This is a genomic window from Siminovitchia terrae (genome assembly GCF_003605405.2).
GTDB classification, from domain to species: domain Bacteria; phylum Bacillota; class Bacilli; order Bacillales; family Bacillaceae_C; genus Siminovitchia; species Siminovitchia terrae.
Genome location: NZ_QYTW02000011.1, coordinates 94,390 through 119,500, shown reverse-complemented (window position 1 = coordinate 119,500; position 25,111 = coordinate 94,390). Strand labels below are relative to the sequence as shown.

At 43.2% G+C, this 25,111-nt stretch carries 22 protein-coding genes; 15 read left to right on the top strand and 7 right to left on the bottom strand.

Annotated features, from left to right (window positions below; all coding sequences use genetic code 11):
* Positions 1-6: 6 nt before the first annotated feature.
* The 8 genes from pcrA to D5F11_RS12590 all read left to right on the top strand — a co-directional run bounded on the left by pcrA (position 7) and on the right by D5F11_RS12590 (position 14,263).
* Positions 7-2,211 carry a DNA helicase PcrA gene (gene pcrA / locus D5F11_RS12625; protein ID WP_120116606.1) on the top strand — a complete coding sequence of 735 codons (2,205 nt, stop codon included), beginning with the start codon at positions 7-9 and terminating at the stop codon, positions 2,209-2,211.
* A 24-nt stretch (positions 2,212-2,235) separates the two neighbouring features.
* Positions 2,236-4,242: an NAD-dependent DNA ligase LigA gene (gene ligA / locus D5F11_RS12620; protein WP_120116608.1), complete on the top strand. Its 2,007-nt coding sequence runs from the start codon at positions 2,236-2,238 to the stop codon at positions 4,240-4,242.
* Positions 4,243-4,256: 14 nt separating this feature from the next.
* A complete protein-coding gene (locus D5F11_RS12615; protein ID WP_120116610.1) occupies positions 4,257-5,411 on the top strand; it encodes a CamS family sex pheromone protein in 1,155 nt (384 codons plus the stop codon).
* A gap of 421 nt (positions 5,412-5,832) precedes the next feature.
* On the top strand, positions 5,833-6,123 hold the full coding sequence (gatC, locus tag D5F11_RS12610) for an Asp-tRNA(Asn)/Glu-tRNA(Gln) amidotransferase subunit GatC (RefSeq protein ID WP_120116612.1): 291 nt from the start codon (positions 5,833-5,835) through the stop codon (positions 6,121-6,123).
* Positions 6,124-6,135: 12 nt separating this feature from the next.
* Positions 6,136-7,593 carry an Asp-tRNA(Asn)/Glu-tRNA(Gln) amidotransferase subunit GatA gene (gene gatA / locus D5F11_RS12605; protein WP_120116615.1) on the top strand — a complete coding sequence of 486 codons (1,458 nt, stop codon included), beginning with the start codon at positions 6,136-6,138 and terminating at the stop codon, positions 7,591-7,593.
* Positions 7,594-7,605: 12 nt separating this feature from the next.
* Positions 7,606-9,036 (top strand): Asp-tRNA(Asn)/Glu-tRNA(Gln) amidotransferase subunit GatB, encoded by a 1,431-nt coding sequence (gene gatB / locus D5F11_RS12600; RefSeq protein ID WP_120116617.1) that lies wholly within the window; start codon positions 7,606-7,608, stop codon positions 9,034-9,036.
* Between the two features lie 226 nt (positions 9,037-9,262).
* Positions 9,263-10,060, top strand: a complete 798-nt coding sequence (locus tag D5F11_RS12595; protein WP_120116619.1) for an arylamine N-acetyltransferase — start codon at positions 9,263-9,265, stop codon at positions 10,058-10,060.
* Positions 10,061-10,198: 138 nt separating this feature from the next.
* On the top strand, positions 10,199-14,263 hold the full coding sequence (locus D5F11_RS12590; RefSeq protein ID WP_126646573.1) for an SH3 domain-containing protein: 4,065 nt from the start codon (positions 10,199-10,201) through the stop codon (positions 14,261-14,263).
* Between the two features lie 66 nt (positions 14,264-14,329).
* Here the strand turns inward: D5F11_RS12590 and D5F11_RS12585 are convergent, their stop codons facing one another.
* Positions 14,330-15,661, bottom strand: a complete 1,332-nt coding sequence (locus D5F11_RS12585) for an ABC transporter permease (RefSeq protein WP_120116624.1) — start codon at positions 15,659-15,661, stop codon at positions 14,330-14,332.
* Positions 15,658-16,344, bottom strand: coding sequence for an ABC transporter ATP-binding protein (locus tag D5F11_RS12580; protein ID WP_120116626.1), 687 nt, complete (start codon positions 16,342-16,344; stop codon positions 15,658-15,660). The genes D5F11_RS12585 and D5F11_RS12580 overlap by 4 nt, the downstream gene beginning before the upstream one ends.
* A gap of 302 nt (positions 16,345-16,646) precedes the next feature.
* On the opposite strand from D5F11_RS12580, the gene D5F11_RS12575 reads away from it, so the two are divergent.
* Complete coding sequence (locus D5F11_RS12575; protein ID WP_120116629.1) at positions 16,647-16,862, top strand: hypothetical protein; 216 nt, start codon at positions 16,647-16,649, stop codon at positions 16,860-16,862.
* A 64-nt stretch (positions 16,863-16,926) separates the two neighbouring features.
* Here D5F11_RS12575 and D5F11_RS26435 read toward each other — a convergent pair whose 3' ends face one another.
* Together D5F11_RS26435 and D5F11_RS12570 are read right to left on the bottom strand one after the other, a co-directional pair.
* Complete coding sequence (locus D5F11_RS26435) at positions 16,927-17,085, bottom strand: hypothetical protein (RefSeq protein ID WP_185830671.1); 159 nt, start codon at positions 17,083-17,085, stop codon at positions 16,927-16,929.
* Between the two features lie 17 nt (positions 17,086-17,102).
* Positions 17,103-17,543: a hypothetical protein gene (locus tag D5F11_RS12570; protein ID WP_120116631.1), complete on the bottom strand. Its 441-nt coding sequence runs from the start codon at positions 17,541-17,543 to the stop codon at positions 17,103-17,105.
* Positions 17,544-17,638: 95 nt separating this feature from the next.
* Here D5F11_RS12570 and D5F11_RS12565 point away from each other — a divergent pair, with 95 nt between their 5' ends.
* Complete coding sequence (locus tag D5F11_RS12565; protein ID WP_120116633.1) at positions 17,639-18,928, top strand: MFS transporter; 1,290 nt, start codon at positions 17,639-17,641, stop codon at positions 18,926-18,928.
* A gap of 307 nt (positions 18,929-19,235) precedes the next feature.
* On the opposite strand, the gene D5F11_RS25700 is transcribed toward D5F11_RS12565, so the two are convergent.
* Entirely contained in the window at positions 19,236-19,415 is a 180-nt protein-coding gene (locus D5F11_RS25700) for a hypothetical protein (RefSeq protein WP_120116635.1), read from the bottom strand.
* Between the two features lie 239 nt (positions 19,416-19,654).
* Here D5F11_RS25700 and D5F11_RS12560 point away from each other — a divergent pair, with 239 nt between their 5' ends.
* From D5F11_RS12560 to D5F11_RS12540, 5 genes are all read left to right on the top strand, one after another.
* Complete coding sequence (locus D5F11_RS12560) at positions 19,655-20,197, top strand: RNA polymerase sigma factor (RefSeq protein WP_120116637.1); 543 nt, start codon at positions 19,655-19,657, stop codon at positions 20,195-20,197.
* On the top strand, positions 20,194-20,661 hold the full coding sequence (locus D5F11_RS12555; protein ID WP_120116638.1) for an anti-sigma factor: 468 nt from the start codon (positions 20,194-20,196) through the stop codon (positions 20,659-20,661). The genes D5F11_RS12560 and D5F11_RS12555 overlap by 4 nt, the downstream gene beginning before the upstream one ends.
* Complete coding sequence (locus D5F11_RS12550; protein WP_120116640.1) at positions 20,654-21,736, top strand: hypothetical protein; 1,083 nt, start codon at positions 20,654-20,656, stop codon at positions 21,734-21,736. Before D5F11_RS12555 ends, D5F11_RS12550 begins: the two co-directional genes overlap by 8 nt.
* The gene (locus tag D5F11_RS12545) at positions 21,733-22,623 is read left to right on the top strand and encodes a hypothetical protein (protein ID WP_120116642.1); all 891 of its coding nucleotides are present in this window, start codon (positions 21,733-21,735) and stop codon (positions 22,621-22,623) included. Before D5F11_RS12550 ends, D5F11_RS12545 begins: the two co-directional genes overlap by 4 nt.
* Positions 22,624-22,704: 81 nt before the next feature.
* Entirely contained in the window at positions 22,705-23,616 is a 912-nt protein-coding gene (locus D5F11_RS12540) for a diacylglycerol kinase (protein ID WP_120116644.1), read from the top strand.
* 521 nt (positions 23,617-24,137) lie between these two features.
* On the opposite strand, the gene D5F11_RS12535 is transcribed toward D5F11_RS12540, so the two are convergent.
* A complete protein-coding gene (locus tag D5F11_RS12535) occupies positions 24,138-24,632 on the bottom strand; it encodes a GNAT family N-acetyltransferase (RefSeq protein WP_120116645.1) in 495 nt (164 codons plus the stop codon).
* A 23-nt stretch (positions 24,633-24,655) separates the two neighbouring features.
* On the bottom strand, positions 24,656-24,955 hold the full coding sequence (locus D5F11_RS12530) for a hypothetical protein (protein ID WP_120116646.1): 300 nt from the start codon (positions 24,953-24,955) through the stop codon (positions 24,656-24,658).
* Positions 24,956-25,111 lie beyond the last annotated feature (156 nt).

The window sequence follows — 25,111 nt, the reverse complement described above, 5'->3', positions numbered from 1 at the left end:
GATGATGTGCAATTTTTAGCCGGAAATCTGCTTGAAGGGTTGAATAAGGAGCAGAAAGAAGCAGTTAAAGCGACGGACGGGCCTTTGTTGATTATGGCCGGCGCGGGAAGCGGGAAGACGAGAGTATTGACTCACCGCGTAGCTTATTTGATGTTGGAAAAAGGGGTAAACCCTTATAATATCCTTGCCATTACCTTTACAAATAAGGCTGCAAGAGAGATGAAGGAACGGATTGGAAAAATTATCGGGACGGGTGCTCAGGATGTATGGATATCGACTTTCCACTCCATGTGCGTGAGGATGTTGCGGCGAGATATTGACCGCCTCGGATATAATCGTAATTTTTCCATCCTGGATACGACCGATCAGCTTTCAGTCATCAAAGGTGTTTTAAAGGATAAGAATATTGATCCAAAGAAATTCGATCCACGAGCGATTCTGGGGTCTATCAGCAATGCGAAAAACGAGTTGATTACGCCGGAGGATTACGAAAAGGAAGCTGCAGGCTATTACGATAAAATTGTAAGTGACGTTTACACTGAGTATCAACGGCGTCTTCGGAGAAACCACTCTTTAGATTTTGATGATCTGATTATGGTAACAATCCAGCTGTTCGAAAGAATACCAGAGGTGCTGGAATACTATCAAAGAAAATTCCACTACATCCATGTGGATGAGTACCAGGATACAAACCGTGCACAATATATGCTTGTGAAGCTGCTGGCGGAACGATTTGAAAATCTTTGTGTTGTCGGGGATTCCGATCAGTCGATTTACAGGTGGCGAGGGGCGGATATCGCCAATATCCTATCTTTTGAAAAAGACTATCCAAATGCGAAAGTCATTTTACTTGAACAAAACTACCGATCAACGAAAAAGATTCTTGAAGCTGCAAATGAAGTCATTACAAATAACTTGAACCGCAAGCCCAAGAACCTTTGGACTGACAATGATGATGGCGATAGTATCATGTATTATCGTGCGGATGGAGAAAAAACTGAAGCTCAGTTTGTTGCTGGAAAAATAAAAGAACTGACTGAAGGCGGAAAAAGAGACAGATCCGACATTGCGATTCTATATAGGACGAACGCTCAATCTCGTGTAATGGAAGAAGTGTTAATGAAATCAAATATCCAATACAACATAGTGGGCGGTACAAAATTCTATGATAGAAAAGAAATTAAGGACTTGCTTGCCTATTTGCGGCTGATTGCTAACCCTGATGATGATATCAGCCTTCAACGGATCATCAATGTACCAAAGCGAGGAATTGGAGCTACTTCTATTGATAAGATTGCGGCATATGCAGCTGGGCAAGATATCTCCATGTTTGACGCATTGAATGTGATTGATTTTATTGGCGTCAGTCCGAGGATCGCCAATGCATCAGCCGCTTTCCACGAATTGATGAATAACTTTGCACAAATGCAAGAATACCTTTCTGTGACAGAGATTGTGGAAGAGGTCATTGAGAAATCCGGATATAAAGAGATGCTCAAGGCCGAGAAGACACTTGAAGCTGAAAGCCGGCTTGAAAATATCGAGGAATTTTTATCTGTAACAAAAAGCTTTGAAGATGGTAGTGATGATAAAAGCCTGGTCGCGTTTTTAACCGACTTGGCGCTCGTAGCTGATATTGACCAACTGGACGACACAGAAGAAGCCAATGATGCTGTGACGCTTATGACATTGCACTCTGCGAAAGGACTGGAGTTCCCGGTCGTCTTTCTAATCGGTATGGAGGAAGGAATTTTCCCTCATAGCCGTTCTTTAATGGACGAAGAGGAGATGGAAGAGGAACGCCGTCTCGCCTATGTCGGAATCACAAGGGCAGAAGAGGAGCTGTATCTGACGAACGCGTATATGCGAACTCTTTATGGACGTACAAATGTCAATCCAGTCTCCCGTTTCATTGACGAAATTCCTGATGAACTGGTAGAAGAAGTAGGAGCTAAGCCGCGGATGGCTACTTCTTTTGGTTTCCGAGAAAGCCAGCCCAAATCTGCAAAGCCGGTTATCCGTCCTGCTGCTTCCGAGACAGACCAAGCAGAATGGAAAGTGGGAGACCGTGCGGAGCATAAAAAATGGGGCACTGGAACAGTTGTCAGTATAAAAAAAGATGGCGGAAGCGTCGAGCTCGATATAGCTTTTCCAAGCCCTGTAGGGATCAAGCGTCTGCTTGCCGAATTCGCCCCCATCAAGAAAGTGTAATGCAGTTGAGAAAGGGGTGTTGACATGGACCGTGGGACTGCCCAAAATCGGGTAAAAGAACTATACAATTTAATTAATCAATATAACTATGAATACCATGTTTTGGATAATCCATCTGTTCCGGATGCTGAATACGACCGGCTGATGCGTGAGCTAACCGTGATTGAAAGCGAATTTCCAGAGTTGGTAACACCTGAGTCACCGACACAGCGAGTTGGCGGTGAAGCTCTTTCCGCTTTTCAAAAGGTGGAACACAGAACCCCGATGCTCAGCCTTGCTAATGCTTTTGGTGAAGCTGATCTTCGGGATTTTGACCGCCGTATCCGGCAAGCGATCGGAGACGATTTTTCCTATGTATGTGAGTTGAAAATCGATGGACTTGCCGTCTCACTTCAATATGAAGATGGACTCTTTATATTAGGATCAACCAGGGGAGATGGAACAGTTGGAGAAAATATTACTGCCAATTTGAAAACAATTCGTTCTATCCCGCTCCGCCTGAAAGAGGAGTTGACCTTTGAAGTACGCGGTGAAGCATACATGCCGAGAAAATCGTTTGAGCGCCTGAACAAAGAAAAGGAAAAGAAAGACGAAATGCTGTTTGCCAACCCGAGGAATGCAGCAGCGGGCTCTTTACGTCAGCTTGACCCAAGGATTGCTGCCTCCCGCCATCTCGATATTTTCCTTTATGGAATTGGGAATTACGGATCCCTTGGTGTCGATACACACAGCAGTGCACTAGAATACTTGTCTAGGCTCGGCTTGAAGGTCAACAAAGAATGGAGAAAGTGCCAAACGATTGACGATGTGATTGAATATGTAGAGTCTTGGACAGAAAAGCGTCCGGACTTGGACTATGACATTGACGGCATCGTTATAAAGGTCGATTCTTTAGAGCAGCAGGCTCGTCTTGGTTCAACTGCTAAATCACCTCGCTGGGCAATTGCCTACAAATTCCCTGCCGAAGAAGTGGTAACAAGATTGATAAAAATTGAGCTGAGTGTCGGAAGGACAGGTGTCATCACGCCAACTGCCATATTAGAGCCTGTCCAAGTGGCAGGAACGACTGTTCAGCGCGCTTCATTGCATAATGAAGATTTAATCCGTGAAAAGGATATTATGCTTGGGGACTGGGTTATTGTTAAAAAAGCCGGTGACATTATTCCGGAGGTTGTCAATGTCCTGACAGAAAGAAGAACAGGAGAAGAGACAATTTTTCACATGCCGACACAATGTTCAGCTTGCGACAGCGACCTGGTCCGGTTAGAAGGAGAAGTGGCACTTCGCTGCATTAACCCAAAATGTCCTGCGCAGCGAAGAGAGGGGCTAATCCACTTCGTGTCGCGAAACGCGATGAATATCGATGGTCTTGGGGAAAAGGTGATTGGCCAATTGTTTGAGCATGAATTGATTAGAGATCCGGCTGATATATACTTCCTGCAAAAAGAGCAACTGCTTGAGTTGGAGAGAATGGGAGAAAAATCTGTCAATAATTTGCTGGAGGCGATTGAAAATTCCAAAGCTAATTCTCTTGAAAAGCTGTTGTTTGGATTGGGAATCCGTCATGTCGGGGAACGTGCGGCAAAGGTTTTGGCTGAACACTATGAAACGATGGACAACCTAATTGCTACGACTCGCGAGGAACTTGTGACAATCCCTGAGGTTGGAGAAAAGATGTCTGATGCTATCGCCACTTATTTTGAAAGTGAAGAAGTAGAGGAGCTAGTGTCTGAATTGAAATCTGCTGGTGTCAATATGAGATATAAGGGACCAAGAACTTCGACAACAGCGGAATCCGATTCAGTTTTTAGTGACAAAATAGTTGTTTTAACAGGCAAGCTTGAGAAGCTGACGAGAAATGAAGCCAAGGAAAGAATAGAGGCACTTGGTGGACATGTGACAGGAAGCGTCAGTAAAAAGACGGACTTGGTCATCGCGGGAGAAGATGCCGGCTCGAAGCTGAAAAAAGCGCAAGAACTGAATATAGACATTTGGGATGAGGAAAAGCTTCTGGAAGAACTCAATGATTAAAGGTGGAAGAATGAATGAAAAAATGGTTTTCTCTGCTGTTGGGAGCAGTTTTAATAACAGGGTGTGCACCTGGGTTTAAAGATGAAAAGGAAGTTGTCAAAAAGAAGGATGATCAAAAAGGAACATCCATCATTCCGAATTACCAGCTTCCTGATTCCTATCGTTCACTTATTCCTTTTGAGCCGAGCAAAGCAAGGGGGATGGTCGTTTCAAATCTCAATTCACGATACGATATCAATGAGTTTGAGACGGGATTGATGCGAGTAGCGACGGGACAATTCTCACCGGATAAATACGTATTCCAAGAAGGGCAGCATCTGGATAAAGAAACGGTTGGACTGTGGCTGAACCGAAAATTCACGAAGGAGCAGCTGAAGGAAAGAGGCCTCAAGGAAGAACAGAATGTGGGCTTGAATCCGTTGAACGACGGGAAAGGGTCTGTTGAGGAACAGAATGAAAAAAATCCGATTTACCTAGCTCATGTTTTGGAGCATAATTATTTAATCAAAAATGAAAAGTCAGTAAAATTGAGCGGGGTCGTTGTAGGGCTTGCCCTTAACTCTGTTCACTATTACCAAAAAGAGAAGTACGGGGCAACATTTGAACAAAAAATTTCTCACGACAAGCTCGAAGCCGAAGGGAAAAAGATGGCTGATGAAGTGCTGACACGGATGAGGGGCATGAAGGGAATGGGAGATGTCCCAATCGTCATCGCTTTGTTTGAACAAAAAGGAAAAAATGACGTCGTTCCTGGAAACTTCTTCACATATGCCGTATCAGATAAGGGCGATTCGTTGGGGGATTGGAAAAAGATCGATGAGAAGTATGTCCTCTTCCCATCTGAAGAAGCAGAAAAAAATCATCGCGATGACTTGACTTTTTATATGAGATTTAAAGATGACATTGAAGAATATTTTCCGAATTACAATGGTGTCATCGGACGGGGCTTTTATAAGGACGGTCAGCTCGTAGACATGAAAATTGAAATCCCGGTCCAAATGTTCGGTGAAGCTGAGGTCGTTGGATTCACACAGTGGGCTACATCATTAATTATCGACCACTTCCCGGATTATCTAAATGTCGAAGTGGAGATCAACTCAGTAAACGGGGCTGAAGCGCTTATAGTCAGAAACGCCGGCGAGGAGAAGCCGTTTGTGCATATTTACTAGAAAAGCGGAAGCGCTCGTTAAGCGACGTACAGACTGGACGCCTCCTGACGAGATAAAGGAAACACGGCAAGCCAAAGGCTTGCCGATGTTGACTTATCGTAGGAAGGAGAAGGAAGTCTGCTAGTCGCTGAGCGCTGCAGCTGGACAAAAGAAAAGCGGAAGGCGGCTGCTTAGCAGAGTTCGCACAATAAACGCCGATTTCGCACGATAAAATCGTTTTTCGCACGATAATCCTGAAATTCGCACAATTAGGGATGGAACAGTCAAGATGTTAAGCAATGGACTAATGATTTTTACAAGAGTAGAAAAAGCATGATCAAATGCAGCGCCAACACGTTGTATCTCTTGCCTGGCGCTGGCTTTTTCTGATATTATCAATAGTATTGCGATTGGTTCGAAATATAAATGGAGGTGTAAATAGATGTCAAGAATTACCAAAGAGCAAGTGTATCATATCGCGGATTTAGCCCGCTTGGAAATTAATGAAGAAGAGGCCGAATTGTTTACTAGCCAGCTTGATGACATGATCAATATGGTTGAGAAGCTGGATCAATTGGATGCTACGAATGTCAAACCGATGTCACATGTTTTCATCCAAGAGAACGTCATGCGGGATGATGAGACGGTTGAAGGACTTCCAATTGAAGAAACGATGAAAAATGTACCGGAATGCGAAGGCAGACTAATCAAAGTTCCGCAGATTTTGGAATAGGGAGGAAACCACATGTCATTGTTAGACCGTAAGATATCCGAAGTAAATGAACTTTTACATAAAAAAGAAGTTACGGTTTCTGACCTTGTCGATCAGTCTCTTGCACGGATCAACGAGGTGGAAGACAAAGTAAAAGCATTTATTACAGTTGACGAAGAAAATGCACGCGCGCAAGCGAAAAAACTGGACGAGCAGATTGGAACAGATTCATCCAACCAAGCTCTTTTCGGGATACCTTCAGGTATCAAAGATAATATTGTAACGAAAAAACTGGTCACAACCTGTGCGAGCAAAATGCTCGAAAACTTCGATCCTATTTATAACGCAACCGTTATGGAGAAGTTGAATTCAAAAGGTACGGTTACGATCGGAAAAACGAATATGGACGAGTTTGCAATGGGTTCGACAACGGAAACATCCTTCTTTCATCCTACATACAATCCTTGGAATCTGGATTATGTTCCGGGAGGTTCTTCTGGAGGCTCTGCTGCGGCAGTGGCGGCTGGAGAAGTCATGTTTTCCCTTGGAACTGACACAGGCGGCTCCATTAGACAGCCGGCAGCTTTTTGCGGTGTAGTTGGATTGAAACCTACGTATGGAAGAGTGTCCCGCTCCGGAGTCGTAGCATTTGCATCTTCTTTTGACCAAGTTGGTCCGATTACACGTACAGTTGAAGACAACGCGGCTGTGTTAGAGGCAATTTCCGGCCACGATGATCGCGATTCCACATCCATCAAGCGTGAGATTCCAAACTATGTGAACAGCCTCACAGGCGATGTTCGTGGGTTAAAAATCGCCGTTCCAAAAGAATATATTGGAGAAGGTGTGAGCAAGGAATCCAAAGAAGCTGTCCTTGCCGCATTAAAAGTCTTGGAAGGCCTTGGCGCGACTTGGGAAGAGGTATCCCTTCCATATTCTGATTATGGATTGGCATCTTATTATATCGTAACGTCTTCCGAAGCATCGTCCAACCTTGCCCGTTTTGACGGTGTCCGCTACGGATACAGAACTGAGAATCCGAAAAACCTTATGGACTTGTATAAAAAGACCCGTTCCGAAGGTTTCGGTGACGAAGTAAAACGCCGCATCATGCTAGGAACGTTTGCTCTAAGTGCTGGCTATTATGATGCCTATTATAAAAAAGCCCAACAGGCACGAGCTCTAATCAAGCAGGACTTTGACAACGTCCTTTCCAAATATGATGTTGTCATCGGACCGACAACTCCGACTCCTGCCTATAGGATGGGCGAAATGATCGACGACATTATGACGATGTATGCGGGCGATTTATTGACAATCCCTGTCAACCTTGCCGGACTTCCAGCGATTTCTGTTCCGTGCGGTTATAGTAACGGATTGCCGCTTGGTCTTCAAATCATCGGAAATTACTTTGACGAAGAGACCATTTATCGCGTGGCTCATGCATTCGAACAGGCAACAAACTATCATGAACAGAAACCACAACTGTAAGGGGTGAAAAAAATGAACTTTGAAACGGTTATCGGACTTGAAGTACACGTAGAACTAAAAACAGATTCAAAAATATTTTCACCGGCACCGAACCATTTCGGGGCTGAACCGAATGCGAACGTAACAGTGATTGACCTTGCTTATCCGGGAGTATTGCCGGTATTGAATAAACGTGCGGTCGAATATGCAATGAAAGCAGCCATGGCTTTGAACTGTGAAATTGCGACTGAAACCGATTTTGACAGAAAGAACTATTTTTACCCAGATAACCCAAAGGCATATCAAATTTCTCAGCAGGACAATCCAATAGGAAAGAACGGATGGATTGAAGTCGAAGTGAACGGCGAGAAGAAAAAAATCCGCATCAATCGCGTCCATATGGAGGAAGATGCAGGGAAGCTTACGCATACAGGAAAAGGCTATTCTTTGGTGGACTTAAACCGTGCGGGAACTCCGCTCATCGAAATCGTATCTGAAGCGGATATGCGTTCTCCGGAAGAGGCTTATGCTTACTTGGAAAAATTGAAAGCCATTGTCCAATTCACAGGCGTATCGGATTGTAAAATGGAAGAAGGCTCCCTCCGTTGTGACGCGAACATCTCTTTGCGTCCAGTTGGACAGGAAGAATTCGGTACAAAAACAGAATTGAAAAACCTGAACTCTTTTAACTTCGTAAAAAGAGGACTGGAATACGAAGAAAAACGTCAGGAAGAAGTACTCCTTTCAGGCGGAGAAATTTTACAAGAAACACGCCGATACGACGAAGCAACAGGGAAAACAATCCTGATGCGTGTCAAGGAAACAGCGGATGATTATCGCTATTTCCCTGAGCCGGACCTTGTCAACCTCATCATCGACGATGAGTGGAAAGCAAGAGTCCGCGCGGAAATTCCTGAACTTCCAGATGCGAGAAAACAGCGCTATGTCGGAGAACTTGGACTTCCGGAATACGATGCGATGGTACTTACGCTCACAAAAGAAATGTCCGATTTCTTTGAAGCAGCGATCGCTCAAGGTGCTGATCCGAAGCAGGCATCCAACTGGCTCATGGGAGAAGTATCCGCCTATTTGAACGCGGAGCAGAAAGAACTCCAAGACGTTGAGTTGACTCCTGAAGGATTGGCCGGCTTAATCAAGCTGATCGAAAACGGCACAATCTCTTCGAAAATCGCCAAAAAAGTATTCAGTGAATTGATTGAAAAAGGCGGAGATCCTGAAACAATCGTCAAGGAAAAAGGACTTGTCCAAATTTCCGACGAAGGAGCACTTTTGAAAATCATTGCTGAAGTACTCGATGCTAACGAGCAGTCCGTTGAAGACTTCAAGAGCGGAAAGGGGCGTGCGCTGGGCTTCTTGGTTGGTCAGGTGATGAAAGCTACAAAAGGACAGGCCAACCCGCCGCTTGTTAACAAATTGCTTGCTCAGGAAATTGAAAAAAGATAAGCTTAAAATGAAAGACAGTTTAATGCAGCTTGTGCTGATTAAACTGTCTTTTTTATTACGAATCCATACTTCCTGGAATTCATATTTTTTCGAACCAGATCTTATTTAGGTCAAGAGATGATTCAAAATGCAAAGAATACTGTTATTGATTCATCAAGGAGTTTTTTTATAGAATGAAAGGAGAAATTGACTTAGCTCTTTGAAACCAATGAGGAGGTGCCAAGATATGAAAACGGCTGTCCGTCAATATTTACAGCATTTACGATTGGAAGAGGAGTTACCAAGCATCAATTATTTACAAAGACTAATTCAGCACCATCTCTCGCTGGTTCCTTATGAAACTTTCAGCAAGTTTCACTATTATTTAAATGGACCTGAGCTGGTTCCTTCACTGCCCGATTTTGTAAAAAATTTAACAGAGAGAGGGTGGGGGGGAACCTGTTTTACCTTAAATATGAATTTCGCACGCTTGCTCTCTGAACTTGGCTTTGATTGTTCCCTGGTCAGGGTGCAGCCATCACACTTGGCAATTATGGTTAGAATCAACGGTAAGCGCTTATATGTGGATGTAGGCTACGGGTCTCCTATTACGAAGCCTGTCGAACTTGAGGCAAAACCTCACCATGTTCTGCATGGCTTTGGCGAAGAAATTATTTTTACAAAAATAAGATTTGGCGAATATGAAATAGACCGGCGCTCAAACGGAAAATCCTTCGTGAAAAAGTTGATCAAATGGGAGCCCCTTTCGGAGGAACAAATATCGCATGATATAGATGAGTCTTATGTTGATTCAGAAGAAAACATCACGATGAGAAGAATAACAGCTGTCCGTTTTAATGGACATCAGTGCTTTTTTCTTAGAAACCGCACGATGAAGGTGATGACCTACCGCAACATAAGTGAGCTGCAGATCAATGAACAGGAAAAATGGATCAACCTTATCCATGAAGTCTATCAAATTGATAGAAATTCAATAGAGCCGGCACTGGATTTTTTAAAAAAGAGAGGCGTAAATTTATTTTAGGGCTTCAAGTTTTGTCGAAGTTACCGATAAATAGATATAGTTACACAAAAATAGATTAATAAATGCATATTTATTCCAGCCAAACCGAATTATGGTAGAATAACAGTATATCTTTTTCGATCTAAAGGAAGTGATAGTGTGAAAAGAAAGCTCGTCATTCCCGGTTTGTGTTTTGCAGCATTATCGACAATAGCCTTTGAAGAGGCTGTACTGGCTGCTGAACCTCCGGCCATAAAAGCCCAATTAGAAACGAAATATGTTTCCGTAGACAAAGGTTCAGTACTTAACGTTCGGAGTAGTTCGTCACCGAGCAGCAGTGTGATTGCCAAATTGCCAAATGGAACGAAGGTATCCGTTCAATCAGAATCTGGCGGCTGGGCAAAAATAACAATCAATGGGAAGACAGGATATGTTAGTGCACAATTTTTGACGTCCGGCGCCTCAAAAAGCCAATCGGCTACAAAGCAGGCAGAAGCACCTGCACCAGTAGAACCAGCACTTGCTCCTGCACCAGCAGCAACACCAGCAGCAACACCAGCAGCAACACCAGCTAAAGAAGTGACAAAATACATAAGTGTAAATTCAGGTTCTTCACTGAACATGCGAAGCAGCGCTTCAACAAGCGGGAATGTAATTGCCCAATTGGAGCGAGGAACGAAAGTATCCGTTCAATCAGAATCTAACGGCTGGGCTAAGATTGTTGTTAATGGAAAGACAGGCTATGTAAGTACCCAATACTTGTCAGCCAGTATTCCCGTCAATCAGCCAAAAGCCAATAATAAACAAGCAGCGACGCCAATGGCAGCCGCTCCATCAAGGGTAGCTGCCCCATCAACGGTAGCTGCTCCATCAACGGTAGCTGCTCCATCAACGAAAAAAGCTGTTACAAAATATGTGAACGTTCAATCCGGCTCATCATTAAATGTGCGGAGCAACGCCTCAACAAGCGGAAGCATTATCGCGAAATTGTCTTCTGGGTCCAAAGTATCGGTTCAATCAGAATCCGGCGGTTGGGCGAAGGTAACAGTTAATGGAAAGACGGGTTATGTAAGCAGTGCGTATTTATCTGCGAGTGCACCTGCAACCAGCAAGCCTTCAGCTAATAAAGTGTCGTCAACATCATCCAAGGCCGTTACAAAGTATGTGAACGTTCAATCTGGTTCGTCATTAAATGTACGAAGCAAAGCGTCAACGAGCGGAAGTATCATAGCTAAATTGTCCTCCGGGTCCAAAGTATCGGTTCAATCAGAATCTGGCGGTTGGGCGAAGGTAACAGTGAATGGAAAAACAGGTTATGTAAGCAGCACGTATTTATCTGCGAGTGCACCTGCAACCAGCAAGCCTTCAGCTAATAAAGTGCCGTCAACATCATCCAAGGCCGTTACAAAGTATGTGAACGTTCAATCTGGTTCGTCATTAAATGTGCGGAGCAAAGCGTCAACGAGCGGAAGCATTATAGCTAAATTGTCCTCCGGGTCAAAAGTATCGGTTCAATCAGAATCTGGCGGTTGGGCGAAGGTAACAGTGAATGGAAAAACAGGTTATGTAAGCAGCACGTATTTATCTGCGAGTGCACCTGTATCTAGTAAGCCAACGGCCAATAAAGTGCCGCCAACGTCATCCAAGACTGTCACAAAATATGTGAACGTTCAATCTGGTTCATCATTAAATGTACGGAGCAAAGCGTCAACGAGCGGAAGCATCATAGCTAAATTGTCCTCTGGGTCAAAAGTGTCGGTTCAATCTGAAGCAAATGGTTGGGCGAAGGTAACAGTGAATGGAAAAACAGGTTATGTAAGCAGCACGTATTTATCTACGAGTGCACCTGCATCCAGCAAGCCCTCAGCTAATAAAGTGCCGTCAACATCATCCAAGACTGTCACAAAGTATGTGAACGTTCAATCTGGTTCGTCATTAAATGTACGAAGCAAAGCGTCAACGAGCGGAAGTATCATAGCTAAATTGTCCTCCGGGTCAAAAGTATCGGTTCAATCGGAATCTGGTGGTTGGGCGAAGGTAACAGTGAATGGAAAGACAGGCTATGTAAGCAGCACGTATTTATCTGCGAGTGCACCAGCATCTAGTAAGCCAACGTCCAATAAAGTGCCGCCAACGTCATCCAAGACCGTAACAAAATATGTGAACGTTCAATCTGGTTCATCATTAAATGTGCGGAGCAAAGCGTCAACGAGCGGAAGCATCATAGCTAAATTGTCTTCTGGGTCCAAAGTATCGGTTCAATCAGAATCTGGTGGTTGGGCGAAAGTAACAGTGAATGGAAAGACAGGCTATGTAAGCAGCCAATATTTATCTACGAGTGCTCCATCTGTTACGAAGCCTCCTTCCACGCAAAATAAAACGGTCACTAAATATGTAAATGTCAAATCCGGTTCATCGCTGAATGTACGGAGCAAAGCGTCGACGAGCGGAAGCATTATCGCAAAATTGTCTGCTGGAGCGAAAGTATCGGTCCAATCAGAATCTGGCGGTTGGGCGAAGATAACAGTGAATGGAAAGACAGGCTATGTAAGCAGTGAGTATTTGACAGCAAAGGCCCCAACTGAGGTTTCTCCAGTCGAAAGGCCTATTAACAAAACGATTAAATATGTGAATGTAAATGCTGGTTCAATCTTATATTTGCGAAGTCAGGCTTCTGCGAGTGCCAGTGTGGTTGATCGACTTACACGTGGAACTGCAGTTGAAGTTCAATCTGAAGCAAATGGTTGGGCGAAGGTAAAAGTAAATGGGAAAACAGGTTATGTAAGCAGTCAATTTTTAGCCAAGACCAATGGAAACACTGAGACTGCCGAACCAAAAACTAAATACATCAATAGTTCTTCTGTATCTGGAGCAAGTATGTATAAGAGCGCATCAACCAATTCGTCTATCGTCATTCAAATTGCTTCAGGAGTAGCTGTTCAAGTACTATCTGAAGAAAACGGCTGGGCCAAAGTCAAGGCCTACGGTTCTACTGGGTATGTTCAATCCAAGTTCCTCTCAGATAAAAAGCCCGTTAATAAACCGGATGAAGGATTGCCAGGCTCAACTGATCAAATTAGATATGTGACAGTTAATTCCGGATCTAATTTAAACATGCGATCTGCTCCTTCAACAACAGCAAATATAATTGCTAAATTGGCAAACGGCACCAAGGTAACTTATCATTCAGACGCTGGCGGCGGCTGGGCCAAGATTACAGCGAACGGCAAAACGGGTTATGTGAGCCTTCAATATTTATCGGCGGCTACTAATCCACCGGGAGATTTGGACAATGGCTCCAAAACAACCGATTACTCCAATTACAATCTTACTTTGGATGAAATGGTTAAAATTCAAATGGCTGCAAATCCACAGACAGATAAGCAGTATCCAACTTACATAAGAGAAGATGCATTAAAGCTAAACTCTGGTGCTAAGTCAGGAACTGTTTTAAGCGGTACTTGGAACGTCCGAAGTGGAGCCGGGGCTGATTTTAATTCCCTCGGAAAAGTCAGTGCAGGAAGCACTTTAAACATTATATCTTCCCAAAAAGGAAAAGATGGATATACTTGGTATCAGGTGCAATATAAAACCGGATGGGTAACAGCTAAGCCGGAAGATGTAAAATATTATCTTGATCCAAACAATTTCATCAATGATCCTGTAAAATCGCTTCAGTTTATTAATCTATCAAAAACAGCGAATGCCCAAGCAGCCGAAATAAATGAGAAAATCCTTTCCGGAAAAGGTATTTTAGCCGGAAAAGCTGCTTCATTCATAGAAGCGGGTAAAATTCATGGTGTCAACGAAATGTACCTGATTTCCCATGCTTTGCTTGAGACGGGTAATGGGGCTTCACAATTGGCCAAAGGCGTAAAGATTAACGGCAAAACAGTTTACAATATGTACGGCATCGGTGCTTACGATGGGGTAGCGGTACAAAAGGGAGCAGAGTTTGCCTACAATGCAGGATGGTTCACTCCTGAGGCCGCCATTATTGGAGGAGCTCAATTTATTGGTCAAAACTATATCAATGCCGGACAAAACACTCTCTATAAAATGAGATGGAATCCAGCAGCAGCAAGCAATACAGGGAAAGCCACCCACCAATATGCAACGGATATCGGATGGGCGGTAAAACAAATTACACAAATCCACAATTTATATATGTTGGTCAATTCATATACACTTGTTTATGATATCCCGGTCTATAAAAAAATGTAACCGAATGTTCGATATATCGAAGCACTCCCGATGTTTACGGTGAGTGCTTCGTTCATTTTAATAAACTTATATTTCCCTTCGCATTGCTTGCAAGACATCAATTCGTGTAGCTCGCTGAGCAGGCCTCCATCCGGAAAATATAGTGATGATCAAACAGATGGCAATGCTGATGAGTGCAAGGGTCCATGGGATATATGAAAATAGTAAATTCTCAGGCGGCGCCTCGTTAAACATACTTTCAACGACTATCGGCAATGAGAAATTGACTGCGAAGCTCACTCCATAGGCAACCACCGTTCCAACCAATGCACCGATCAATCCGATGTAGCTGCTTTCCAACAGAAATATCTTTTTGATGGTACTAGGGTTGGCGCCGATTGCCTTCATGATGCCAATATCAGGCGCTCGTTCCGTGACCGCCATTGTCATCGTGTTATAAATACCAATTGAAGCAATAATCAGAGCGATTGTACCTACTAATATCAATCCGATTTTCATGATGGTAAAGATCATATTCACTTGTTTCATTTCGTTGACGATTGAAAATGTCGCGTATCTGTCCATGTCCAGTTTTTCGATAATGCCTTCCACATCTTGAACACTGTTGGTATAAATATTCACCTGATCGTAAGTTTTTTCCTCCTCAGCTTTTATTTCTTTCTCTTCCACGTCTAATGAGCCTCCACGAGTCCCAGTAAAAGCCTCAATGTCCTTTAAAACGGAATCCGAAATAAATACATCAGAATTAGTCAGCCAATCTTTTGCAGGTTTTTTAGCAATCCCTACAATGGTAAGCGGAATCGTAGTTGTGGAATCCTTTCTATCCTTCACTTCCATACTGACAGTTTTTCCGATTAAGCTTTCTTTAAAGGCATATTTCTCTTTAACCGTTCCGTCATCGTTATATGGGTTGACGTCATCCTCAACTTTTTTTGCCAACTCATTTAGGAAGGAATAACCAACAATAATTTCATCTGATTTCTCAGGGAGGCGGCCTTCAGACAACTCAAATCCTGCTTTAACTTCTGCAGGGAAAAAAGCGGAAAAAGTGTTAGCTTGAATACTGTATTCTCCCAATTCATATATGGGAGTCTGCTGAAGCATCTGTCTCCTAGTGACTGCCTTGACATCATCTAATGCCTCAAAATATTCGATATGCCGATCATTGATTGCTTTATAGTTCTCTTTATCATCGATTTGGGCATGAACTTCTATTTCAGTCACAAGCCGATCTTCCATCAACTCCTGGATGATTGATTTGTGAAGACCAAAGCCAATTGAGGCAAGCACAATTAGGAATGCACAGCCAATGGCTGTTGCCAACATCGTCATAAAAATCCGGGACTTGTTCTTTTTCATATTTTGTCTGACAAACTTGATCTGATCTTTGAGCGTCATACCAACACCGCCTCCAATATTTTCCCATCGGCAATTTCAATCGCCCGGTGCCCGATTTCTGCAACCTTATCATCATGCGTAATAATTAAAAAAGTGATGCCCTCTTCATTCAATTCTTTGATGAATTGAAGAAGTTGCTCCTCTGTTTCGCTGTCAAGGCTGCCGGTCGGCTCATCTGCAAGAATAAGAGGAGGATTAACGGCAAGAGCCCTCGCAATGCTGACACGCTGCTGTTGTCCGCCTGACAGCTCATTTGGATAATGATTTTTGTATTCCAGCAAACCTACTCTTTGTAGTGTTTCATCTGTTTTTAGTTTACGCTTCTGCTCGTTCATTCCTTTTAAAACGAGTGGAAGCTCAACGTTTTGGAAAGCTGTCATACTAGGGATGAGTTGAAAGTTTTGAAAAATAAATCCAAGATGCTCTAATCGGAAATCTGCAAATTTCGTTTCATTCAGATCACTGACTTTTTCTCCGGCAATCCATACCTCTCCTTGAGTCGGCTTGAGGAATCCGCTGATTATATTTAATAGAGTTGACTTGCCTGAACCACTTCTTCCAACGATGGTGACCATCTCACCTTCCTTAACTGTAAGGGAAACGTCCTTGAGAACAGGTATCTTGTGTTTATGTCCTCTCTTTCCAACCTCGAAAGCATGACTTACATTTTTAACAACAATCACGATTTCTCCCACCTTTAACTAATTGCTCTAATCTATTAGACGAGCCGAACACAGAAAACACTACAAATAGATATAAAGGTTTTTTGAACAAAATAGAGAAGAGTTAATGGTGGAGGAGAACTTTGAAAATATAATTGTCGTTTTTATGCATAAATGTTCGGAGGGGCTGCACTTTACCGACTATCTTATTAGAAACAATGAGGATTTCACTAGGTTGAGGGTGATGACCTTGAGAACGGGGAATATGAAACTTCCATTTTAACTTCATTCAGCAGAAATCTCCCACTTCTGTAAGTGGTGAGATGAATGCGTATTGGTATTCCATTCAGTGGGGGTTCAAACCCCGGCTGAATAAAGTCAAAACCTCCGGCGGATGCCACAGATTTTCAGAGGAAATTTATCGAGCGGAGCTCGATAAAATCTGGGCGCAAATACGCCAAGGCGCATTTGATATGGTGATCAAGTCCACATGGAGGTGGATCAAATTGAGGAATCTAACCTGGCGAAAATTGAAGTAGGTAGAATATAGCAGGGGCTAGAAAAATAAACGGCTGTTCCTTTATGTGGAGCAGCCGTACACTCTCATTTTTTCAATAATTTCATTAATACTGCAAATAGGACGATGCCTGCCAAAGAACCAAGCACAAAACTCCAGGAAAAATAACCTGTGACTAAGTAGATGATTAGCATGCATGCGAAATAGCCTAAAGAAAAGCCGATTACATGATTTTTTATTTTCATTTCGAGCAACTCCTTTTTTACATAAATAGGGAAATAGAGCTTACAATTAGCGTAATCATAGATAGGAGCTGAAGTACATTGTGCTGGGCGTCGGGAATGATATGGTCTTTTATAGGTGGCAGCCATTTGATTGTGTCTTTGAAATGGGATTCGTAAAGAGATTTGGGAAACTGCTTTAAATGAATCCCGGTACAATAGGGCATCCACCAGGTAAGAATCTGCATTACAAGGAAGACAAGGTAAAAAATAACCGAAATAGCCATGAGCCATTTGATTTTTGTTGCAAACAGTCCGATACAAAGAAGGATGAATAAACCATTGGTGATGGCTTCCGTGAATGTCTCCTTACGGATATATTTTGATAGATCATTCCAGGGAAAAAGGTTGAGCAAAGTTGTCACTTCAAAATAAAAAAATAGTAAAATTTGAAGAACTATGGCAATGTTATAATAACCCATATATATTTCTCCTTTCTATAAATCTTAAATAAAATAATTTTTGATCTTATATAATACAATTTATTGACATGATGACTTTGAAAGGCGGTAGTTGAATGTCTGAAAAAAATGATCAGCCAGCTTGGCTGCAAAAGTATATGAAGTCCCCGTCAAAGCAGCAGGAGCTTTATAAGCGGACTCTCGTAATTGTCATGCTTTCCCAGATTTTTGGTGGTGCAGGACTTGCTGCCGGTATAACGGTGGGAGCGCTGATTGCACGCGATATGCTGGGAACAGACAGTTTTGCAGGAGTTCCTGTTGCATTGTTCACACTTGGTTCTGCTGCGGCAGCCCTGATTGTGGGACGGCTCTCTCAGAGATTTGGCCGGCGTTTCGGACTGGGAGCAGGATTCATAACGGGAGGCATTGGTGCAATTGGAGTAGTGGCTGCCGCAGTTATGAATAATGTTTTCCTGCTTTTTGTTTCATTGTTTATCTATGGAGCAGGAACGGCCACCAATCTTCAGGCACGCTACGCTGGGACGGATATGGCTAATGCGACCCAAAGAGCTACTGCTGTCAGTATCGCGATGGTTTCAACCACATTTGGTGCAGTAGCGGGCCCTAATCTTGTAGGTGTGATGGGCAGGTTCGCGGAGGGAATCGGCATTCCTCCTTTGGCAGGGCCCTTCATATTGGCTGCGGCAGCGTATCTGCTTGCTGGGCTTGTTCTAATTACTATGCTTCGTCCTGATCCTCTAGTAGTTGCAAAAGCGATAGCGGATGCGTCGGCCAAGAAAGAAACGCATTCTTTCAATAAAGAGGAAGTTACATCCGACAGGCGCGGAATTGTCATCGGAGCTACAGTGATGATCCTTACTCAAATCGTTATGGTTGCTATCATGACGATGACTCCGGTACATATGGAACATCACGGCCACGGATTGAGAGATGTAGGGATTGTGATTGGAATCCATATCGGTGCCATGTACCTGCCATCACTTGTTACAGGGATACTGGTGGATAAAATCGGGCGAATGACCATGGCTGCCGCAGCAGGTGCCACCTTGTTGGCAGCAGGTTTGGTATCTGGATTGACGTCTGGCGAATCGATGCTAATGCTTATCATCGCACTCGCTTTGCTTGGACTTGGCTGGAATTTTGGATTGATCAGCGGGACAGCTCTCATAGTCGATTCAACTAATCTGTCTACCCGGGCAAAAACCCAAGGTGCCATCGACGTCTTCATCGCTCTTGCAGGAGCTGCTGGCGGAGCGTTATCCGGCATCATTGCGGCCTATTTTAGTTATGCTGTATTATCACTTGCAGGCGGGCTCTTGTCCCTGCTGCTGGTTCCGGTTGTCATCTGGTCACGAAGTAAAAGAAAATCCAGAAAAGCGGCTTAATTTTTTAATCCAACAAGTCCCTATTGGTTTCAGATAATCGCTATCTGATGACCAACTGGGACTTTCTTGATTTTTCACTGAAAAATTGTAAATCTTTCGTCTGATCCTGCCGAGACAAGCCGTACTCTTTTTTAAACTGGGCGACTTTCTATTATCTTGTAACGCTCTAGGAGACACTAATTCAGGCTGTTGAACCAGACTTGAAACTCCTTCTCTCCATCTTTTTCATTCTATTTTTTAAAACCTCAAGGACTCTCAAATCAACTTCCTTTATTTTTTAAGACGAATCAAATGCGCCTTGGCGTGTTTACGCCCAGATTTTATCGAGCTCCGCTCGATAAATTTCCTCTGAAAATCTGTGGCATCCGTCGGAGGCTTTGACTTTATTCAGCCCGGGGTTTGAACCCCGCTGAATGGAATACCAATATGCATTCATATTACCACTTACAGAAGTGGGAAACTTCTGCTGAATGAAGTTAAATCCCACTGATTTCCTTCTTTATCTCTACGGCTTGCACTATGAAAAGTTTCCTTAAATGGTAAAATAGGAGGGTTGAGTTCTAATTGAAATATAGATTTTGACCTGAAAATACATGGGTATTATGATCAAATCCACGAACTCGGATCAAAATAGGACGTTCTCAAAAAAAATTTTATAAATAGTGTAGTGACCATACCACCAGCCGGCGTCTATAAGGGTGACGCATGAAAGGGGGGAGAGAAGTTTTGGATGATGTGCTCATTGAAAAAATCAAGAGCGGAAATGACCATGCATTCCGATTGATTGTGGAGAAATACCGCAATTACATTTTTCACTCAGTGTACGGTGTCCTGCGCAATGAAAAAGATGCCGAGGACGCTGCGCAGGAAGTGTTCATGAAAATCTATACTTCTCTCCCCCAATATGAGAAGCAAGGTTTTAAAACATGGATCACAAGAATTGCAGTTAATCATGCCATTGATATAAAGAGAAAAAAGGTTCGACGGCAGGAAGAGATGAATGTTGAGTATGAAGAGACGAGTCATGCGCCGCCCGGCGAAAGTGTCGAATTCCTTGTTTTGAAAAGGGAGCGGCAAAACCTTCTAAGGAAGCGGCTTGACGAACTTCCGGAAAATTACAGAGGGGTCGTCGAAGGATTCTACATAAAGGAGCAAACCTACGAGGAATTGGCACAAGAGCTGGATGTGAAAGTGAAGACGGTCGAAGTGAGGCTCTATCGGGCAAGACAATGGATGAAGAAGCACTGGAAGGAGGATGATTTTTCATGAACCATATCAATTATGAAAAATGGATGTTATATGCGACTGATTCTCTTAATGAAGAAACTCGCTCTCAATATGAAAACCATCTTTACAGCTGTGATCACTGTTTGGAGCTTTACTTGAAAGCTGTAGAAGAAGCTGAATCACAGATGCCGGTGCTGACTAATCCGACAGGATTTACAGATTCCATCATGAAAGAAATTGGCTGTGTACAAGAAAAAACGCAGAACAAAGTGAAGCCGAGGAAAAACTTGCGAAGGCAGACTTTGGTCCATTACACGATAGCTGCAGCAATGACACTTGTTCTTATGTCAACAGGTATCTTCTCACAATTGACGTCGACTATCAGCACTTTCGAAAATACAGCTGCTGAACAAGAACAGTCAGTTATAAATGACTGGTTAAATAAAACAGAGTCCATTACAGAAAAAATTGATGACAATCTTAGGGAGGGAAACAAGCATGAATAAAAATCCTATCATAGCTTTTCTTCTCGCCTTTTTTCCCGGCGGAGGATTGATGTATCTTGGAAAAGTATTGCGAGGGTTATTCTATACAGCGGTTGTTTTTGGCATACCTGCTTTGGCGGTAGTAGCTGTAGCTGTCACAGGTTCTCAGTTTTTTCTTGTCTTTGCTCTAGGCGGGCTACTCATGTATATCGTCAACTTTATTGATACAGTGGTGACAGCTTCGAAGCTGTATAATCGCACTGAGCCGATGGATGAAGGAGCAGTAATTGAAAAAAATCCAGATTCTGAACGCTTTTTCACTATTGTTCTATCCTTTGTTCCGGGGCTTGGGCACTTTCAGTTAGGCCTTGTCTATCGGGGAATCACGTTGCTAGCTGTGTTTTTGGGGCTTGGTGTTATGATTCTTTTTGTCACCATGATGACAGGACAGTCGGAGTTTCTCATTTTCTTAGCTTCGTTGCCAATTATTTGGATCTACGGATTTTTCGATGTCATGCAGCTGCTGGACCGCAAGTCAAAAGGGGAAGTTTTGCAAGACCGGTCAGTACTTGAAGAACTGGAAAGCAAACGGCCTGATGGCAGAAAGAGCAAGTCAATTGCTACATTGCTTTCAATCGTGCCTGGCGCAGGGCATTTGTACCTTGGTCTTCAAAAACGCGGGATCCAGTTAATGGCGGCGTTCTTGTTCGCCATCTATATTCTCGATGTGCTGAGGCTGGGGATTTTTCTCTTCATCGTCCCGATCATTTGGTTTTACAGCTTTTTTGACGGACTGCAGAAAGCCTCGCAATATGAAAGCGGGGAAGTGGAGGATGAACCGATTGTGTCTTATTTAGTCAATCATCAAAAATGGCTTGGCATCGGGCTGATCGTATTGGGTTTGTATTATATCGGAGCGAGTGTCATCTTTCCGATGATAGATCCGATCTTGGACGAAAAATATGGTATCAATCTTTATTTCTGGATTCAGTCATATGTTAAGCCTGCAATCATCTGCCTTATCCTAATAGGCGGGGGCATCAAGCTTTTGTCAGGTAGAAAAACAAAGTATAGCAGGGAAGGTGAATCAAAATGAGAACATGGAGAGTCGGTTCTTTTTCAATGGGGGCGGCCCTTTTATTGCTCGGCATCTTCCTGTTGCTGTCACAGGTTTTCAAATGGGGGGACCCGGCGGTAGCCCTTCTTTCTTGGTGGCCGTTCATTTTCATTGTTCTTGGTGTTGAGATTATTGTGTACTTGGCCCGCTCCCAAAAAGAGAAGGTAGCAATACAATATGATTTTATCAGCATTATTTTCATAGCAGCCCTTGGAACCTGCGGGCTGGCAATGGCGATGCTGAGTGCGAGCGGCCTTTTGGAATTGGCAGGTAATGTGGTGAGAGCTGAAGTCCAGACTGCCGATCTTCCGAAGTATGAAGAAGCCTCATTAAATGGAATTGATCGGATTGTCGTTGATACGGGAACCTTTCCTCTAACCGTTGAAAGTACTGAGGAAAAGGCTGTTTCTTTATTTGGAACCTATCAAGACGAGGCCATCAATGGTGAAAAATTGATCAAAAACGCTTCGGAGTATGTGCTGGCAGAGAAAAAAGGAGATACGCTTTTTATTAAACTGAAGGAATTACCTCGTCAGAGGTTTATAGATCATTACAGTGATGCAGACGCAACTTTGCTCATACCTGCAGACAAGGAGGTTGAGTTCAAAGGGAGTGAGAGAAACCTAACGTTTAAACCTAGGGGATTGAAAAATGATTGGGAGATTAATACCTCAGGCTGGGTAAAAATCGAGTCGGGCGAAAAGGCGGATATGAAGATTGAAGCGAACAAAGTATATGAACTGGAAGGCGAATGGAAAAATATCAAAGATATAAATGCAGAGGGCATAAAATCTGGACACATCTCTTTCGGAAAAGGGACAAATACTATCACGATTAATCATGCTAATATGGTAGAGGTAGACTAAAAAGTGATAAAAAGGTATGATTATTTAGTGGAAGCATCTAGATCAACGCTTCGGTATATAGAGTTCGAAGGATGATGTGAATTGAAAAGAGCACGTATTATCTATAACCCGACAGCCGGCCGTGAAATCTTTAAGCGGCGTATTGCTGATGTTTTACAAAAGCTAGAGAAAGCAGGATATGAAGCATCATGCCATGCTACAACGGGTGCTGGTGATGCGACAGCTGCCGCTCGTACGGCTGTGGAAAGAAAATATGATGTCGTCATCTGTTCAGGCGGCGATGGAACGATCAATGAAGTGGTTAATGGCCTGGCGGAGCAGGAATACCGTCCGAAGCTGGGCATTATTCCAACAGGAACGACGAACGACTTTGCCCGAGCCTTGCATATTCCACGGGATATTGATGCCGCTGTCGATGTTATCACAGCGGGTGATACGATACCGATGGATATCGGGCGAATGAATGATCATTATTTTATCAATATTGCCGGTGGCGGAAAGCTGACCGAGCTTACATACGAAGTACCGGCGAAAATGAAAACCGTCCTGGGACAGCTTGCCTATTATTTAAAAGGGATTGAAATGCTGCCGTCCATCCGCTCGACGGATGTAACCATCGAATACGACGGCAAACTTTTCGAAGGGGAAATCATGCTGTTCCTTATTGCGCTGACCAACTCGGTTGGGGGCTTCGAAAAACTTGCACCGGATGCCTCCATCAATGATGGCCTTTTCTCATTACTGATCTTGAAAAAGACTAATCTGGCGGAGTTCATCCGTGTGGCTTCACTCGCATTAAGAGGGGAACATATAGATGATCCGAATGTGATTTATTCAAAAGCGAATCATATAAAAGTCAAATCGAAAGAAAAAGTCCAATTGAACATTGACGGGGAATACGGAGGGCTGCTTCCAGCAGAGTTTTACAACTTATACCGCCATTTGGAAGTGTTTGTTCCTATTCATGATATTCGTCCGGAAGATAAAGTCTAAGCAGCCGTTGTCCGATTTCCGGCTGCTTTTTCGTGGTATAGGAATTATAAAATTCTATGTTTGTGTATAACTTGTTTATCAAATTGTGCATCGTCCAGCTCCAGCGCCTATCAACTAGCCTACACCTTCTTCAGCGCTCGTCTAGCTTTGAGCCGATAATCAGGTTACTCTCGCACTTCGTGTTTCTTTATCTCGTTGGAGTCACTATTGTCTAATTGCAGACGGTAGGGGCTCGAGGTCGCTTCGATCAATCCAATGAAGTCAAAGAACGACTTTACTGGATTGATCTCCGACGGACAGGATGTCCTAGTGCCGCCGACGTCACAGGACGTGGCGACATTCGGCGGCCAGCGCTTGTCGCCCCTAAACGCCGTCTTCACATTTCAGCTCAGTCTGTACGTCGATGAACAGGTGATTACGCTTTTGTTCTGGTGGTGGATGAGAGGATAAGAGCGGGGCCGGATCGAAATGGTGTCGCCCTAGCATAAATTGTTCTAGTGAAATGGTCTAAATCCCGAAATTTACAACAATTTATATAAGTAAAATTCATCAATCGGTTTGCCATTGATCATCAATGACTGGAACTTTTCACCTTCCACCTCGAATCCCATTTTTAAATACAGACTAAAAGCTCTTTCATTGTGTTTCATTACCGTTACTCCAAGCCGAGATAGTCCCACTTCTTTCGACCAACGGAATGCTTCTTTCAACAAGCGCGTTGCCACACCCTTACCTCGGAATTCCTCAGTTACTCCAACAGAAATGCGCGCGGCATGCTGACTTCGAGAAGACTCCCCTCCAAGTATCGTTACAAATCCAATCAGACGCTCATTGTCTTCTGCGACAATGATAGTGGAATTGCCCTGAAGAAGGATCTTCTCAATATTTTGCTCTTCCTGCTCTTTACTGGTTTTTCTTTCACCAGGTTCAAATAACATCATATTAGAGGAGTCGACGCTGGCAATTAAAGTGGAAAATTGCTCTGCATCCTCCAGGCGTATGTGCCTGATCTCCATAAGGCAATCCTACTTTCTTTATTTTACTTTGAGTTCTCTTTTTCGTGATAATACCCTATGAAAAATGCCAATCCTGACGCGAAAAAACAGCCCGAAGCAAGCAAAATCCAAGACATAACCAAATCAATATTATGGGAAAATTTCTTCGCAAAAATAATATAACCGACAGCTACCACTATCCCCAGCAGAAGAAGATATTTTGCTGCTGCAAACTTCTTTTTTCTGTCCTCATGGATATGCCTTCGAGTATATTTAACCCCCCATATCGCCAATACTCCTACTAAGATAAATGAAACAATCATAACCCCCAGGCCGATCAGCATACATAAATACCTCCCGTTCGCCAAATTTATTTTACCATAATTCAAAAATATACGCAGTTTTATAGGACATAAGTTCACTGACCTGTTAGAAAAAGGAGCGGCATCATGTTGAAATTCTTGTTTTAAAAAAGTACACTTTTTGTATAAATAACCATG

Bases quoted from the DNA above. Each gene is read 5' to 3' on its own strand.
- ligA (WP_120116608.1), top strand. From the start codon at position 2,236: ATGGACCGTGGGACTGCCCAAAATCGGGTAAAAGAACTATACAATTTA.
- D5F11_RS12615 (WP_120116610.1), top strand. From the start codon at position 4,257: ATGAAAAAATGGTTTTCTCTGCTGTTGGGAGCAGTTTTAATAACAGGG.
- gatC (WP_120116612.1), top strand. From the start codon at position 5,833: ATGTCAAGAATTACCAAAGAGCAAGTGTATCATATCGCGGATTTAGCC.
- gatA (WP_120116615.1), top strand. From the start codon at position 6,136: ATGTCATTGTTAGACCGTAAGATATCCGAAGTAAATGAACTTTTACAT.
- gatB (WP_120116617.1), top strand. From the start codon at position 7,606: ATGAACTTTGAAACGGTTATCGGACTTGAAGTACACGTAGAACTAAAA.
- D5F11_RS12595 (WP_120116619.1), top strand. From the start codon at position 9,263: ATGAAAACGGCTGTCCGTCAATATTTACAGCATTTACGATTGGAAGAG.
- D5F11_RS12585 (WP_120116624.1), bottom strand. From the start codon at position 15,661: ATGACGCTCAAAGATCAGATCAAGTTTGTCAGACAAAATATGAAAAAG.
- D5F11_RS12575 (WP_120116629.1), top strand. From the start codon at position 16,647: ATGAATGCGTATTGGTATTCCATTCAGTGGGGGTTCAAACCCCGGCTG.
- D5F11_RS26435 (WP_185830671.1), bottom strand. From the start codon at position 17,085: ATGAAAATAAAAAATCATGTAATCGGCTTTTCTTTAGGCTATTTCGCA.
- D5F11_RS12570 (WP_120116631.1), bottom strand. From the start codon at position 17,543: ATGGGTTATTATAACATTGCCATAGTTCTTCAAATTTTACTATTTTTT.
- D5F11_RS12565 (WP_120116633.1), top strand. From the start codon at position 17,639: ATGTCTGAAAAAAATGATCAGCCAGCTTGGCTGCAAAAGTATATGAAG.
- D5F11_RS12555 (WP_120116638.1), top strand. From the start codon at position 20,194: ATGAACCATATCAATTATGAAAAATGGATGTTATATGCGACTGATTCT.
- D5F11_RS12550 (WP_120116640.1), top strand. From the start codon at position 20,654: ATGAATAAAAATCCTATCATAGCTTTTCTTCTCGCCTTTTTTCCCGGC.
- D5F11_RS12545 (WP_120116642.1), top strand. From the start codon at position 21,733: ATGAGAACATGGAGAGTCGGTTCTTTTTCAATGGGGGCGGCCCTTTTA.
- D5F11_RS12535 (WP_120116645.1), bottom strand. From the start codon at position 24,632: ATGGAGATCAGGCACATACGCCTGGAGGATGCAGAGCAATTTTCCACT.
- D5F11_RS12530 (WP_120116646.1), bottom strand. From the start codon at position 24,955: ATGCTGATCGGCCTGGGGGTTATGATTGTTTCATTTATCTTAGTAGGA.